This is a genomic window from Pseudomonas entomophila L48, assembly GCF_000026105.1.
Lineage (GTDB): Bacteria > Pseudomonadota > Gammaproteobacteria > Pseudomonadales > Pseudomonadaceae > Aquipseudomonas > Aquipseudomonas entomophila.
This window is the reverse complement of the sequence record NC_008027.1, coordinates 1,080,970-1,095,545: the sequence shown is the minus strand read 5'-3', so window position 1 is coordinate 1,095,545 and position 14,576 is coordinate 1,080,970. Positions and strand designations below refer to the sequence as shown.

Annotated in this window: 12 protein-coding genes; 5 read left to right on the top strand and 7 right to left on the bottom strand. The window is 61.5% G+C overall.

Annotated elements, in window-relative coordinates; all coding sequences use genetic code 11:
- Window positions 1-11: 11 nt before the first annotated feature.
- The 3 genes from PSEEN_RS04845 to PSEEN_RS04835 are packed head-to-tail and all read left to right on the top strand — an operon-like array spanning window position 12 to window position 2,727.
- Complete coding sequence (locus PSEEN_RS04845) at window positions 12-923, top strand: glycine betaine ABC transporter substrate-binding protein (protein WP_011532366.1); 912 nt, start codon at window positions 12-14, stop codon at window positions 921-923.
- Entirely contained in the window at window positions 920-1,573 is a 654-nt protein-coding gene (locus PSEEN_RS04840; RefSeq protein WP_011532365.1) for an ABC transporter permease, read from the top strand. Before PSEEN_RS04845 ends, PSEEN_RS04840 begins: the two co-directional genes overlap by 4 nt.
- Window positions 1,570-2,727 carry an osmoprotectant ABC transporter ATP-binding protein OsmV gene (locus PSEEN_RS04835; RefSeq protein ID WP_011532364.1) on the top strand — a complete coding sequence of 386 codons (1,158 nt, stop codon included), beginning with the start codon at window positions 1,570-1,572 and terminating at the stop codon, window positions 2,725-2,727. The genes PSEEN_RS04840 and PSEEN_RS04835 overlap by 4 nt, the downstream gene beginning before the upstream one ends.
- Before the next feature lie 88 nt (window positions 2,728-2,815).
- Here the strand turns inward: PSEEN_RS04835 and PSEEN_RS04830 are convergent, their stop codons facing one another.
- From PSEEN_RS04830 to PSEEN_RS04820, 3 genes are all read right to left on the bottom strand, one after another.
- Window positions 2,816-5,233 (bottom strand): TonB-dependent siderophore receptor, encoded by a 2,418-nt coding sequence (locus PSEEN_RS04830; protein WP_011532363.1) that lies wholly within the window; start codon window positions 5,231-5,233, stop codon window positions 2,816-2,818.
- A gap of 108 nt (window positions 5,234-5,341) precedes the next feature.
- The gene (locus PSEEN_RS04825) at window positions 5,342-6,292 is read right to left on the bottom strand and encodes a FecR family protein (protein ID WP_011532362.1); all 951 of its coding nucleotides are present in this window, start codon (window positions 6,290-6,292) and stop codon (window positions 5,342-5,344) included.
- 17 nt (window positions 6,293-6,309) lie between these two features.
- The gene (locus PSEEN_RS04820) at window positions 6,310-6,810 is read right to left on the bottom strand and encodes a sigma-70 family RNA polymerase sigma factor (RefSeq protein ID WP_011532361.1); all 501 of its coding nucleotides are present in this window, start codon (window positions 6,808-6,810) and stop codon (window positions 6,310-6,312) included.
- 602 nt (window positions 6,811-7,412) lie between these two features.
- Here PSEEN_RS04820 and PSEEN_RS04815 point away from each other — a divergent pair.
- Window positions 7,413-8,576, top strand: a complete 1,164-nt coding sequence (locus tag PSEEN_RS04815; RefSeq protein ID WP_011532360.1) for a type III PLP-dependent enzyme — start codon at window positions 7,413-7,415, stop codon at window positions 8,574-8,576.
- 90 nt (window positions 8,577-8,666) lie between these two features.
- Here the strand turns inward: PSEEN_RS04815 and PSEEN_RS04810 are convergent, their stop codons facing one another.
- The 4 genes from PSEEN_RS04810 to PSEEN_RS04795 all read right to left on the bottom strand — a co-directional run bounded on the left by PSEEN_RS04810 (window position 8,667) and on the right by PSEEN_RS04795 (window position 12,048).
- Complete coding sequence (locus PSEEN_RS04810; RefSeq protein WP_044487740.1) at window positions 8,667-9,209, bottom strand: hypothetical protein; 543 nt, start codon at window positions 9,207-9,209, stop codon at window positions 8,667-8,669.
- Window positions 9,210-10,013: 804 nt separating this feature from the next.
- Window positions 10,014-10,544, bottom strand: coding sequence for a hypothetical protein (locus tag PSEEN_RS04805; protein WP_044487737.1), 531 nt, complete (start codon window positions 10,542-10,544; stop codon window positions 10,014-10,016).
- A gap of 58 nt (window positions 10,545-10,602) precedes the next feature.
- Window positions 10,603-11,364, bottom strand: coding sequence for a tetratricopeptide repeat protein (locus tag PSEEN_RS04800; protein WP_044487735.1), 762 nt, complete (start codon window positions 11,362-11,364; stop codon window positions 10,603-10,605).
- 3 nt (window positions 11,365-11,367) lie between these two features.
- Window positions 11,368-12,048, bottom strand: coding sequence for a Fe2+-dependent dioxygenase (locus tag PSEEN_RS04795; RefSeq protein WP_011532356.1), 681 nt, complete (start codon window positions 12,046-12,048; stop codon window positions 11,368-11,370).
- A 222-nt stretch (window positions 12,049-12,270) separates the two neighbouring features.
- On the opposite strand from PSEEN_RS04795, the gene PSEEN_RS04790 reads away from it, so the two are divergent.
- Window positions 12,271-14,550 carry a TonB-dependent receptor gene (locus PSEEN_RS04790; RefSeq protein WP_011532355.1) on the top strand — a complete coding sequence of 760 codons (2,280 nt, stop codon included), beginning with the start codon at window positions 12,271-12,273 and terminating at the stop codon, window positions 14,548-14,550.
- Window positions 14,551-14,576: the final 26 nt, after the last annotated feature.

Genomic DNA, 14,576 nt, shown 5'->3' with positions numbered 1-14,576 from the left:
AGAGGGAAACCATGAAGAAGACAATCGCCTTGCTCCTGGGCGCGGCCCTGCTATGCGCAGGCTTTGCCCAGGCGGCGGACAAACCGCTGATCCGCATCGGCGCCCGGGTGTTCACCGAACAGACCGTGCTCGCCGAAATCACCGCCCAGTACCTGCGCGCCAACGGCTTCGACGTGCGGGTGACCTCGGGCCTTGGCAGCAATATCGCCCGCCAGGCCCAGGAGACCGGGCAGCTCGACCTGATGTGGGAATACACCGGGGTCTCACTGGTGTCCTACAACCATATCGACGAACGCATGCCCAACGCCGAAGCCACCTACGCCCGCGTGAAGGCACTCGATGCGAAGAAAGGCCTGGTCTGGCTGAGCCCGTCGAAGTTCAGCAACACCTATGCCCTGGGCCTGCCCAGGCAGGTGGCCGAAGCCTATCCACAGGTCAACACCATCAGTGATCTCAAACAGGTGCTGCACGCTGAACGCACCCGCCACCACCTGGTAGCCCTGGACACCGAGTTCGCCAACCGTCCCGATGGCCTGGTCGGCCTGCGCGAGGTGTACGACCTGCCCCTGGACCGCCGCAACATCCGCCAGATGGATGGCGGCCTGGTGTACACCGCGATGCGCAACAACCAGGTGTTCGCCGGGCTGGTGTACACCACCGACGGGCGCCTGAACGCCTTCGCCCTCAAGCTGCTGGCAGACGACAAGCACTACTTCCCCGACTACACGGCGGCGCCGGTGTTGCGCAAAGCGGTGCTGGACGCCCACCCGCAACTGGCCGCCCTGCTCAAGCCGCTGGCCGAACAGCTGGACGACGAGACCATGCGCCAGCTCAACGCCCAGGTCGATGTCGAGCACCAGAGCCCGACCGTGGTCGCCACCGCATTCCTGCGTGAGCACTCACTCGGCGAGGTACAACCATGAACCTGCTCGATACCTTTGCCCACCTCGACTGGGCCCAGGTCCTGCAACTGACCGGGCAGCACATCACCCTGGTCGGCATCGCCGTGGGGCTGGCCATCGTCGTCGGCGTGCCGCTGGGCATCCTGATGACCCGCTTCCCGGTGTTCGCCGGCCCCCTGCAAGCCAGCGCCACGGTGCTGCTGACCATCCCCTCGATCGCGCTGTTCGGCCTGCTGCTGCCGTTCTACTCGAAGTTCGGCCAGGGCCTCGGCCCGCTGCCGGCGATCACTGCGGTGTTCCTCTATTCACTGCTGCCGATACTGCGCAACACCTACCTGGCCCTGACCAACGTCGAACCCGGCATCCGTGAAGCCGCCCGCGGTATCGGCATGACCTTCGGCCAGCGCTTGCGCATGGTCGAGCTGCCCATCGCCGTACCGGTGATCCTCGCTGGCGTGCGCACCGCCGTGGTGATGAACATCGGCGTGATGACCATCGCCGCCACCATCGGCGCCGGTGGTTTGGGGGTGCTCATCCTCACCGCCATCAGCCGCAGCGACATGTCGATGCTGCTGGTCGGTGCCGTGCTCGTCAGCCTGCTGGCGATCATCGCCGACCTGCTCCTGCAAACCCTGCAACGTGCCCTGACTCCGGAAGGACTGCGCCCATGATCGAACTGAAGAACCTCAGCAAGACCTTCAACGCCAACGGCAAGGATGTCAAAGCCGTCGACGCGGTAAGCCTCACCGTCAACGAAGGTGAGATCTGCGTATTCCTCGGCCCGTCGGGCTGCGGCAAGAGCACCACGTTGAAGATGATCAACCGCCTGATCACCCCGACCTCCGGCCAAGTGCTGATCAATGGCGAGGACACCAGTGCACTGGACGAAGTCACGTTGCGCCGCCGTATCGGCTACGTGATCCAGCAGATCGGCCTGTTCCCCAACATGACCATCGAGGAAAACATCACCGTGGTCCCACGCCTGCTCGGCTGGGACAAGCAGAAGTGCCACGACCGCGCCCGCGAGCTGATGCACATGATCAAGCTCGAGCCCAAGCAATACCTGCAGCGCTATCCGCGTGAGCTGTCCGGTGGTCAGCAGCAACGCATCGGCGTGATCCGCGCCCTCGCCGCCGAAGCGCCGGTGTTGCTGATGGACGAGCCGTTCGGTGCGGTCGACCCGATCAACCGCGAGCTGATCCAGCACGAGTTCTTCGAGATGCAGCGGGCGCTGAACAAGACCGTGATCATGGTCAGCCATGACATCGACGAAGCCATCAAGCTGGGCGACAAGATCGCCATCTTCCGAGCCGGCAAGCTGTTGCAGCTGGACCATCCGGACACGCTGCTGGCCCACCCGGTGGATGATTTCGTCAGCAACTTCGTCGGCCAGGACAGCACGTTGAAACGTCTGTTGCTGGTGCGAGCGGAAGATGCCGCGGACAACGCGCCATCGGTGAGCCCGGAAACATCGGTGAGCGATGCGCTGGAGCTGCTGGATGAACATGACCGGCGTTATGTGGTGGTCACCGACGGGCAGAACAAGGCCCTGGGGTATGTGCGCAGGCGCGACATGCATCGCCAGCAGGGGAGCTGCGCAGATTTCCTGAGGGCGTTCAACGCCACGGCGGCCCATGACGAGCACCTGCGCATCCTGCTGTCGCGGATGTACGAGTTCAACCGGGCGTGGTTGCCGGTGCTCGATAGCGAAGGCGTGTTTCTGGGGGAGGTGACACAGGAGTCGATTGCGGCGTACTTGAGTTCAGGGCGCTCGCGGGGGGCGAAGACCTCGATCGTGTCGCCGGCCGAGGCAGTGGTTTCCTGAGCCGGCCTCATCGCGGATAAATCCGCTCCTACAGGGTTAGCGCATCCTCTGTAGGAGCGGATTCATCCGCGATAAAGGCGACGCGCTATCAGAACCCTACACTGGCCTGCACGTAGAACGTCCGCGGCTCACCCACATAGAGCCCGGCATTGTTGTCGCTGGAGCGGGTGAAGTACTGCTTGTCGAAGAGGTTCTTCACCCCCGCCGCCAGCTTCAGGTTCGACAGCTGCGGCCCGAACGCATAGCCACCGCGTGCATGCCAGGTCACGTAACCTGGGATGTCGCCATACTGCCCATCGGCACTCGGCTCGGTGATGTAGTTACCGTTGAAACTGCCATCGGCATTCATCCCGGTGCCCGGCGCGCGCTGCTTGGATTGGGCGTAGGCATCCAGGTTCCAGGTCCAGCGGTTGACCTCGTATCGCACGCCGGCGGTGGCCACCGTGCGCGAGTAGAACGGCAGGTCGCGGCCCTTGAATCCAGGAATCTCCCCTTCATAGGTGGCGCGGGTGTAGGTGTAGCCGCCATTGACCGACAAGCCTTCCAGACGCGAGTCGAGCTCCGCCAGGTCATAGCGTACCGAGGCCTCGATCCCCTGGTGCTTGGTGGCCCCCAGGTTGGTCCAGCCGATGTCGTTGCTGATGTACTGCAGTTCGTCGTCGAAGTCGATGTAGAACGCGGTCAGCTCGCCAGCGAAACCACCGTTGTCATAGCGCGTGCCCACTTCGTAGGTCTTGGCCTTCTCCGGCTCCAGGCCATTGGCCGTGTTGTTGCCGGTACCGCCCTGGCCCAGTTGGAAGTACTGCAGGCTGCCGAACGACGTCTCGTAGTTGGCGAACACTTTCCAGGCATCGGAGATGTGGTACATCACGCTCAGCGCCGGCAGCGGCTCGTTGCTGGTGATGCTGCGATTCTTCTCCGGCACCGGCCGGTTGTTGGCGTCCAGTACCGGGCGGTCGCGCCAGTCGGTGTTGATGTGCTCGAAGCGGATGCCCGGGGTGATGGTCCAGTTGCCGATGTCGATCTTGTCGTCGATGTAGTAGGCACTGGCCTCGGTGCCGCCGCTGCGGTCCTGGAACACATGGCCGTCGGAGGTCGGGGTGACAGTCGGCACGTTGTCGATCAGCGCCAGGCGCGTCGATTGCTCACGCATCGCTTCCTTCAGGTAGCGGTAACCAACGCTGACTTCCTGGGTGGTCGGGCCGGCGAAGAAGATCCGCGACACCCGTGGCTCGATTGCGAAGGTGTGGTAGTTGCGCGGGTACGACGACAGGGTCTTCATGTCGCGCGCGGCGATGGCACTGCCGCGGAAGCTGTCGGTGTAGTAGGTCAGCACTTCGAACTGGGTGGCGTCGTCGAGCTGGCGCTGCCATTTGAACGACATGTCCTTGCGTCGGCCGGAGAAGTAGTCGTAATCACGCAGCGACTGGTACGGGTTGCTGTCGTACTGTGCCTGGGTCAGGCCACCGGGCATGTCGGCGCGGCCGTCGTAGTAGTGGAAGTTGAGCCAGAACTCGTCGACGTCGGTGGGCGCCCAGTGGGTCTTGAGCATGACGTCATCGATGTCGTTGCCGTTGTTGCTTTCGCGGTAGCCGTTGCCATTCACCCCGGTGTACAGCAAGGCCACGCCCATGCCGTTGTCGGCGGTGCCACCGGCAAATGCCGACTCGGTGTGCTTCCAACCACCATGTTGGGAGGTTTCCAGGGTGGTGGACAGTTCCGCCGAGGCTTTCTCGGGGATCGCCCGGGTCACGAAGTTGATCACCCCACCGACATTCTGCGGGCCGTAGCGCACGGAGCCAGCGCCGCGCACCACATCGATGCTGTCGAGGTTGCCCGAGGAGATCGGCGCCATCGACAACTGCGGCTGGCCGTAAGGAGCGAAGGCCGCCGGGATGCCATCGATCAGCACGGTAGAGCGCGGCGACAGGCGCGAGGTCAGGCCACGCACACCGACGTTGAGCGACAGGTCGCTGCCACCGGTGCCGTTGGAGTCCTGCACCTGCACGCCGGGGATGCCGCGCAAGGCGTCACGCACGTTCATCGTGCCCTTCTCTACCATGGCCTCGCGGCGTACCACGGTACGCGCGCCTGGGTGGTTCTGCACCACGCTCTGCTGGGCGTCGCCCAGCCAGTCGCCGACCACCTTGACGTCGGTGGGCGCCAGCTCGAGGCTGCCGGTGGTGAGGGTCCCAGCCGCCTGGGCCGGCTTGACCACCACGGTGTCGGCGGACTGCTCGTAGGTCAGCCCACTGCCCTGCAACAGCTGCTCCAGCGCCTGCTCCGGCGCCAGGTTGCCCGACACGGCCGGGGCCTGCTTGCCGGCCACCAGTTCGGGGCTGAAGAACAGTTGCAGGCTGGTCTGCTGACCCAATTGTTTCAGGGCGGTAGCCAGCGGCTGCGCCTGGATCTGGATAGTGTCGGCATAGCTGTTGCCAGCGGCGGCACTGACCGCCAGGGCCAGTGCCAGACGGCGAAGCTGGAGAAGGGGCTTATTGTTGTTCACGTCTTCGAGGGGTCCTGAGAGTCGGGATAAACGCCAACCGCATGCAAATGGAAATGCTTGGCAGTTGCAGCTGGCGGGGAAGACGAACGAGTAGAAAAAAACCTGAATCTATTTCGAAATAATTTCGCTGGAGCCATCCGCGTGCTGCTTGATCGCCACCGGCAGGATGTTCGGCAAGGCGCGCAGCAGCGCATCGGGGTCGTCGCTGCTGAAGGTGCTGGACAGGCGCAGGTTCGCCACTTTGCCTGGCGCGACACGCAAGGGCTGGGCGCGATAACGCGAGACTTCGGCGACCACTTCGCTCAGTGGTGCGTTGTCGAACACCAGCTTGCCCTGGCGCCAGGCCGTCAGGGCACTGGCATCGATGGCGTAGGGCGCGGCGACCTGGCCGTGCGGATCGATGCGCGAACCCTGGCCGGCCCCCAGCAGCGCCAGCGAATCCCCCGCTCCCTGGACCCGCACCGAACCCTGCTCGACCGCGACACGCGTGCTGTCGCGGTCCTGACGCACATCGAAACGCGTGCCCGTCACGGTCACATTCCCCTGGGCGGTGCTCACCACGAATGGCCGATCGCTGTCATGGGCGACGATGAACATCGCCTCACCCTGGCTTAACCGCACGTGACGGCGCCCGGGAGAAAAGTCGACCTGTAACCGGGTAGCGCTGTTGAGCTCCAGCCGCGAACCGTCGGGCAGCTCGACCTGGCGGCGCTCGCCCAAGGCGGTTTGCAGGGTGTCCTGATGGTTCAGTTGCTGGTACTGCCAACCCACCCAGCCCAGACCGAGGGCCACGACCGCCACGCTGGCGGCCAATGCCTGGCGCAGCAGGCGACGGCGCGGCAATTGATGTACAGGCTCGGGCTCGCAAAGTGCCTCGAGGCGCTGGCGTGGGATGAAGTCGGCGGCGCACCACAGTTGCGCCAACCGCTCGTACTCCTCGCCGTGCTGCGGATGCTGTGCCAGCCACTGGCCAAAACCAGCCTGCAACTCGCCGTCGCGCGGCGCGTCCTGAAGCCGGGCGAACCATTCGGCCGCCTGCTCGCGCACGTGCTGTTTCATCAATGGGGTCTCCTGACTCATCTGGCCGACACATCCAGGTGCTCACGCAGATGTCGGAGCGTGCGGATCATATACTTTTCGACCATGTTCTTGCTCAAGCCCATGCGCTCGGCGATCTCGGCCTGGGTCAGCCCCTCGAGCTTCTGCCAGACGAACACCCGCCGGCAATTGAGCGGCAGCTCTGCAAGGGCCCGCTCCACAGAGTCTGCCAACTCCAAGGCATGCACATAGGCCTCCGGGTCGTCATGGCCCGCCGCCCCTTCGTCGAATGCCTCCAGCTCAAGGGCCTGGCGTCGGTCCTCGCGGCGGAAACCATCGACGGCGATGTTGCGGGCGGTCTGGTGCAGATAAGCACGCGGCTGCTCGACCTGCTCGTTCGGGTTCTCCAGAACCCGCACGAAAGCGTCATGGGTGAGGTCCTCGGCCTGCTGGCGACTGCGCAACTTGCGCGTCCAGGTGCCGATCAGCTCTTGGTAGTGGTCGAGGAAGCCTTTGTGTCCGGACACGGGTGTGTTCATCAGGGAGGCAGGGCGAGGTCGCGAATAGTAATGTTTCTCATCAACAACGGCAATCACTGCAGGGTCGGGCCGACCAAGGGCTGGCAGCGAGTGCGATGACAATTTTTTTTGCTGATTTCATGCTCGGGGGAGGCGCGTGTTCCGTGGCCATAAATATGAACACTGCTGGCCCCATCGCGGGTAAACCCGCTCCTACAGAAAATGCCCTGTTCCCCGTGGGATCTGGCTTACCCGCGAAGGGGCAAACAAGGTCCATTCCACAATTTTTTACGCTTGCCGCAGCCTGGGGAACATATCCCGGTCATGTGGGTCGGTTATTCAGGTGACAGCTCATCGATCCACGGCGAAACCACCGGGTTTGCCTGTTGATCTTGCGGTTTTCACGCCCTAAAGTGCGCGCCGAACGTCCATGCTGGAAACGATCCATCCGGCTCAAGTACTGACGACGAGACAGCAAGGTCACCCGCCGCCCTACCCTGGCACGGTTGACCTTTTTGCTTTCGGCGACATGCCTTGGGAAGTAGGCGAACCAAAGTGGGGATACGGAGGGCGTTCAGTTTGCTGCCACTTTTCTTTTCAGTTTGCCCATGGAGCCCTTGAGCATGTCGATTCAGGTCGAAGACTATTTCGCACGCGACACCTTCCAGAAGATGAAGGCGTTCGCCGACAAGCAGGAAACCCCGTTCGTACTCATCGACACCCAAATGATCAGCCAGGCCTATGACGACCTGCGCGCCGGTTTCGAGTTCGCCAAGGTGTACTACGCGGTCAAGGCCAACCCGGCGGTCGAGATCATCGACCTGCTGAAGGAGAAAGGCTCGAGCTTCGACATCGCCTCGATCTACGAGCTGGACAAGGTGATGGGCCGCGGCGTCAGCGCCGACCGCATCAGCTACGGCAACACCATCAAGAAGTCCAAGGACATCCGCTACTTCTACGAGAAAGGCGTGCGCCTGTACGCCACCGACTCCGAGGCCGACCTGCGCAACATCGCCAAGGCCGCGCCGGGCTCGAAAGTGTATGTGCGCATTCTCACCGAAGGCTCCACCACCGCCGACTGGCCGCTGTCCCGTAAATTCGGCTGCCAGACCGACATGGCCATGGACCTGCTGATCCTCGCCCGCGACCTGGGCCTGGTGCCGTACGGCATTTCCTTCCACGTAGGTTCGCAACAGCGCGACATCAGCGTGTGGGACGCGGCTATCGCCAAGGTCAAGGTGATCTTCGAACGCCTGAAGGAGGAAGACGGCATCGAGCTGAAGTTGATCAACATGGGCGGCGGCTTCCCGGCCAACTACATCACCCGCACCAACAGCCTCGAGACCTACGCCGAAGAGATCATCCGCTTCCTCAAGGAAGACTTCGGCGACGATCTGCCGGAAATCATCCTCGAGCCTGGCCGCTCGCTGATCGCCAACGCTGGCATTCTGGTCAGTGAAGTAGTGCTGGTGGCCCGCAAGTCGCGCACTGCGGTCGAGCGCTGGATCTACACCGACGTGGGCAAGTTCTCCGGCCTGATCGAAACCATGGATGAAGCCATCAAGTTCCCGATCTGGACCGAAAAGAACGGTGAAGCGGAAGAAGTGGTGATTGCCGGCCCGACCTGCGACAGCGCCGACATCATGTACGAGAATTACAAATACGGCCTGCCGCTGAACCTGGCGATCGGTGACCGCCTGTACTGGCTGTCGACCGGTGCGTATACCACCAGCTACAGTGCTGTGGAGTTCAATGGCTTTCCACCGCTGAAGGCGTATTACCTGTAATACGAAGCCAGGCACGGGGGTTCCTTCCGTGCCTGGCGACCACCTGCTCAGCAATGGGCAGGTTTGTCTACGGACGCGAAACCGCTTTTATCAATGATATTCAATATCGCTGATATCACCGAGTATAAAGCGCGCAGGGGGTTTGTCTTCACTCATACGTACGTAAGTATAATGACCGGTCTTCTCAATCACGGCTCGATTTTTGTGCATGACATTTCGAATTGTAAACACATCGCGTGTTTTGCCGTTGAACCGCACAACTTCCTCCGTCAGTTCTGCCTCCCATGCGGCGTCGTAGTCAAATTGGTCTGGGCTCTGCCATAAGTCATTGGCCAACCAGAAGTCGCCCGATCCACTGCCAATTAGCACATCATCCAAATACCCACCATCATCAGTGACACAGGCGGCACGAAAGACCATGTTCCTAGTCAGAGTAGGTGCAACGTGAAACTTCAGCTTGATCCTACTCAGTTTCCATGACCACGAGAACGGCTCACTTTCCAGGACGAACCTGCCACTGCCTGTGGGAAATAACCCAGGACTAGTGACAATGAGCTTCAGCGGCCTAACGCCCCCATCAACACAAATAAGCTCCGAAACAAAAGACTTCAAAATACCTTCAGAGTCAATCATAAAACCTCGCAATCTAAATTTATGAAACCTACAGCTCAAGTACTGCTAGCGCGTAGGCAAACCGCATGCACAGTATGAGAAAACGGTAATATTCAATGAACGTTGAATAATTTCCCTACGCAACCTGAGCTCCCCTCACACAAATCAATCCTGTGCCTTGATTTCTTAGAAGCGGAGCCGATAGCCCAGCTCGATGCCGCCCGTCTTTCAATCAGCCTGGCTCTGCCACGCCCATTCAAATCACACTCACCTCAAAGGCTAAGGCAGGCACCATATCTTTATGCAGGCAACTGCCCCTGAGCCAGAGGCACAGAGGGCACTGTTTCAGTGTGTAGATAATATGCAGCACCGCTCGATCCAGTCTGTGAAACGGATCGCTGACGGGCTATAGAAAACGCTAGCATTTAACCGAACGCACAGGTATCCGCAAAGCTTGATCAACAAGCTGAGTGACATTGAGCGAAGTTAGAGGAATGCAAAACGAAAAATCGATCGAAACTGAATTATCACGAACGCAAAGCGCAATTGTGAAAAGGGATGGATAACGCTGAGGCTTTTTATAGTCGAGAATGCCCGAAGCCAGTATGAGCAGGGACTGTCAGATTTTTATGTATGTGCCGATAACGGCGTGCCGTCAGGCAGACCTTGAGTTCACCAAGTTAGCCTGACGGACCGATTTTCGTACAGCATCGCAAATTGATTTATCGCACATTTTCAATCATGGGCTGCCAAGCCCCAGGTTGCAACGATGTTACACAGCCCTGGTCTCAGCCAGCAGATGGGCTTCCAACCGGGCCCCTTGCATTAACGCTGCCGAAACTTTGTGGGGCTGTCGAACAGTGCCACGCCTACTTGCAGCACATTCATTTCAAACAGCAGTGGGTTCGGCTTGTTCACGCCAACGTAGTGGTCATCCCAAGTCGGCCTGTTGGCGACGCTGAGCAGTGCGCGCCCTGGCGCGGCGAGCGTCACGCCGTCATAAGTACGTTGCTCGGGTAATTGCAACTTTCTGTCACCGACACGTACGCGCCAGAGGATCGGGTTCTTGCTCGTCAGGTAGTAGCCGATATAGTTCTGAAAGTCCAAGTCCCAGATCGCGTAGTGCGAATCACCTGGCGCTGACTCCACCGTGCGTATCTGATAACCGGCATCACCACCCTCGAAATAGCCGAACCAAAAACACTGCTGAGTTTCAATACGGCCAGGAGGCGTGACAGTCAACCAGGCATTGCCACGCTTATGCGGCATACCTTCGACGGAATCCAGGTTCCCTGGATAGTCGGATGTCACGGAGGTCAGTGTTGCCAGGAAGGAACGGTCCTTGATGTAGCGCACGATAGTTGTCCTCAACGAGACGGAGAAAATTCAACTATCTGCGCACTCCAATCACAACTTAAGCGGGTACTGCTTCCCCTCGGCTGCTAATCTCAGCCATGAATCTGGCAGCCTGGTCTGACAGCAGGGGGCCCGTGGCCAGCAACGTAGCGACGCTACTGCGCAAAAAGGTCAGATTGCCCTGAACCCTGGCGCGGTCCAACCAAAGGCACGCATCCGCCAGTTCGCCACGCTCGACAAGCACCATCGCCAGGCTGAACATTCCCCGGAAATCCCCGGCCTCGGCAGCACGTCGATACCAACGTACCGCACGGGCCGGACTGGCCGCGATAGCAATACCCTGCTCCAGATAGCGCCCATACAGGTTCATCGATTTCGCGTGCCCCATCTGCGCGGCTTTCTCGTAGCACGCCAACGCCTGGGCCTGATTGGCCGGTACTCCGCGCCCGGTGGCCAGCAGGTTGCCCAGGTTGTACATGCCCCAGTCCAGGCCGGCATCCGCCGCACGCGCGTAGTGAATGGCCGCCTGCGTCAGGCTCACCTCGCCCCCCCAGCCATGCTCGAGGCAACGCCCGAGCATATTGTGCGCCATCGCACTGCCACCTTCGGCGGCAATACCGAACCAGCGCCGGGCGACCACCGCATCCTGCTCGATCCCCCGCCCATCCAGCAGGATCTGCCCCAGCAACAACTGTGCCTCGACCACGCCCTGCCCCGCCGCCGCCAGGATCGCCTGAGCGGCTTGGCCAGGGCTGTGCTTGAGCATCGCCTGCAACCCAGCAACATCCACCACCTCTTCACGACGCAACTGATAGGACACGGTTCAGACCTCGGCCCAGCGGCGCAGCAAGTTATGGTAAGTGCCAGTCAACTGCAGCAGAGACGGGTGCTCCGGCACATCGGCGGTGAGTTGGCGGATGGCGTTGTCCATCTCGAACAACAGGGTGCGCTGGCTATCCTCGCGCACCAGGCTCTGGGTCCAGAAGAACGCCGCGTAACGCGCGCCACGGGTAACCGGGTTGACCTTATGAAGGCTGGTGCCTGGGTACAGCACCATGTCGCCGGCCGCCAGCTTGACCTGCTGCACACCAAAGGTGTCCTGGATCACCAGCTCACCACCGTCGTAGCTGTCCGGGTCGTTGAGGAACAAGGTCGACGACAGGTCGGTGCGGATGCGCTCCGGGCTGCCTTTGGGCTGGCGCAGGGCATTGTCGATGTGGAAGCCGAAGTTGCCACCCTCGCGGTAGCAATTGATCAACGGCGGGAACACCTTGTGCGGCAGTGCCGCCGACATGAACTGCGGGTTGCACCACAGCCGATCGATCAGCGCGCTGCCGATTTCCTTGGCCAGGGCATGCCCCTCGGGCAACTGCAGGTTGTGCTTGGCCTTGGCCGACTGGTAGCCGGCCGTGACCTTGCCATCGGCCCAGTCGGCCTGCTCCAGGGCCTCGCGGATTCGCGAGATTTCGTCGGCATCGAACAGCCCGGGAATGTGAAGCAGCATGGCAATGGCACCTGATGCGAAAGAGAGCTGCCAATGATATTGATTACCTTTTACGGATCACAAGCCCCCTTGATCAAGCCACGACGTATGAGCCCATAAAAACCGTAAGGTGAAATTGTAAAGAATGTAAATTTCTTTCGAATGGTAACGCTTCTCAATTGTTCCTTACATTCGCTTACATTAACATCCGCGGCCTTCATACCTTGGGGAAGGTCCTTAACCATGCGTCACGTGCCAACCGCTGTGAGTTCACCACGTCTGCTCGTCTCCGCCATCGGCATGGCGATCACCGCCACTTCCGCCTATGCCGCCGATCCCGCCGCCAGCAATGCCGTCACCCTCGATGCCACCAGCATCAACGGCAAGGCTGAGCAGGCGAGCACCGACTACAAGGTCGAGAAAGCCTCCTCGCAGAAGTACACCGCACCACTGGTGGACACCCCACGCTCGGTCACCGTGATCCCGCAGCAGGTGATCAAGGATACCAACGCCCTGAACCTGCAGGACGCCCTGCGCACCGTGCCGGGGATCACCTTCGGTGCCGGCGAAGGCGGCAACCCGCAGGGCGACCGCCCTTTCATCCGCGGCTTCGACGCCCAGGGCGACACCTACCTGGACGGCGTGCGCGACACCGGCGCGCAGAGCCGTGAAATCTTCGCCATCGAATCGGTGGAAGTGGCCAAGGGCCCGAATTCGGCCATCGGCGGCCGCGGCGCCGCTGGCGGCACCATCAACCTGGTGAGCAAGCGCGCGCACCTGGGCAATTCGCTCGATGGTGCCTGGACCTGGGGCAGCGACCAGACCCAGCGCTACACCTTCGACGGCAACTACCAGTTCAGCGACAGCGTGGCCGGGCGCCTCAACCTGATGACCCACGAGAGCAACGTGGCCGGCCGCGACAAGGTCAACTACGACCGCTGGGGCATCGCCCCGTCCCTGGCCTTCGGCCTGGGCACGCCGACCCGCGTCAACCTCGACTACTACCACCTGGAAAGCGACGACCTGCCGGACTCGGGCATCCCGTACAGCGTGCCTAGGGCAGGCAGCACCGCACGGACTTCGGCGCATCCGGACAAACCGGTAGACGGTGGCGACAGTGACAACTTCTACGGCCTGACCGGACGCGATTTCCGCAAGACCCGTGTCGATATCGCGACCTTCGCCATCGAGCACGACCTGTCCGACACGCTGACCCTCAAGAACACCCTGCGCCACGGCAACAGCATGCAGGACTACGTGCTGACCCAGCCCGACGACAGCGCCGGCAACGTCAACAACAACGGCGTCTGGCGTCGTGCCAACACCCGTGTGGGCAACACCGCCACCACCACCAACCAGACCGACCTGTTCGGCGAGTTCTACCTGGGCGGCCTGAAGAACAGCTTCTCCACCGGCGTCGAGTTCACCAAGGAAGAGTCCGACCGCCAGAGCTACACCGTCACCCCCAACAGCAAGCTCACCTGTACCGGCCCAGGCAGCGGCGGCAGCTGCACCTCGCTGGACAACCCGAACCCGGACGACAACTGGGTCGGCACCGTCGCGCGCAACTACGCCGGTACCAAGACCAGCAGCAAGACCCGTGCGCTCTATGTGTTCGACACCCTGGAGCTGACCCCGCAATGGCTGCTGAACATGGGCCTGCGCTACGACCACTTCGACACCGATTTCCGTGGCTACAACGCCGACGGCAGCACCACCGTGAGCAGCAAAGGCGTCCCTGCCAAGGGCCAGGACACCAGCGAGTTCATCACCGGCCAGCTGGGCCTGGTGTGGAAACCGGCGGACAACGGCAGCATCTATGTGTCCTACGCCACCTCCGCCACGCCGCCAGGGGCGATGCTCGGCGAGGGTACCGAGGGCAACCCGCTGGGCAACACCACCGACCGTTCCGGCAACCTGCTGGGCAGTGACATGGAGCCGGAGGAAACCACCAACTACGAGATCGGCACCAAGTGGGACCTGCTCGACCAGCGCCTGTCCCTGGCTGCGGCGCTGTTCCGCACCGAGAAGGAAAACGCCCGGGTCCAGGTCGACACCACCACCTACGAGAACGTCGGTGAAACCCGCGTGCAGGGCATCGAGCTGTCGGCCAGCGGCAAGCTGACCGACAAGTGGCAGGTGTTCGCTGGATACACTTACATGCAGGCCCGCCAGATCGACGGTGGCCCGCTGGGCAAGGCCAATGACGGCAACCAGTTGCCCAACACGCCGAACAACAGCGCCAGCCTGTGGACTACCTACCAGCTGACGCCGAAGCTGACGATCGGTGGCGGTGCGTTCTATGTCGATGACGTCTATGGCAGCGTGGCCAACACCACGATGGTCGACAGCTATGTACGCTACGACGCCATGGCCGCCTACAAGCTGACCAAGAACATCGACCTGCAGCTGAACGTGCAGAACCTCACCAACGAGGTCTATTACGACAAGGCATACTCCACCCACTTCGCCAACCAGGCGGCGGGCCGGACTGCATTGCTGACCACCAGCGTGCACTTCTAAAGGTCGCGCCCCCAAGCCCCGTCCAT

Excerpts from the sequence above, each read along its gene's own strand:
- PSEEN_RS04840 (WP_011532365.1), top strand. The coding sequence starts at position 920 with ATGAACCTGCTCGATACCTTTGCCCACCTCGACTGGGCCCAGGTCCTG.
- PSEEN_RS04845 (WP_011532366.1), top strand. The coding sequence starts at position 12 with ATGAAGAAGACAATCGCCTTGCTCCTGGGCGCGGCCCTGCTATGCGCA.
- PSEEN_RS04790 (WP_011532355.1), top strand. The coding sequence starts at position 12,271 with ATGCGTCACGTGCCAACCGCTGTGAGTTCACCACGTCTGCTCGTCTCC.
- PSEEN_RS04815 (WP_011532360.1), top strand. The coding sequence starts at position 7,413 with ATGTCGATTCAGGTCGAAGACTATTTCGCACGCGACACCTTCCAGAAG.
- PSEEN_RS04810 (WP_044487740.1), bottom strand. The coding sequence starts at position 9,209 with ATGATTGACTCTGAAGGTATTTTGAAGTCTTTTGTTTCGGAGCTTATT.
- PSEEN_RS04795 (WP_011532356.1), bottom strand. The coding sequence starts at position 12,048 with ATGCTGCTTCACATTCCCGGGCTGTTCGATGCCGACGAAATCTCGCGA.
- PSEEN_RS04820 (WP_011532361.1), bottom strand. The coding sequence starts at position 6,810 with ATGAACACACCCGTGTCCGGACACAAAGGCTTCCTCGACCACTACCAA.
- PSEEN_RS04835 (WP_011532364.1), top strand. The coding sequence starts at position 1,570 with ATGATCGAACTGAAGAACCTCAGCAAGACCTTCAACGCCAACGGCAAG.
- PSEEN_RS04825 (WP_011532362.1), bottom strand. The coding sequence starts at position 6,292 with ATGAAACAGCACGTGCGCGAGCAGGCGGCCGAATGGTTCGCCCGGCTT.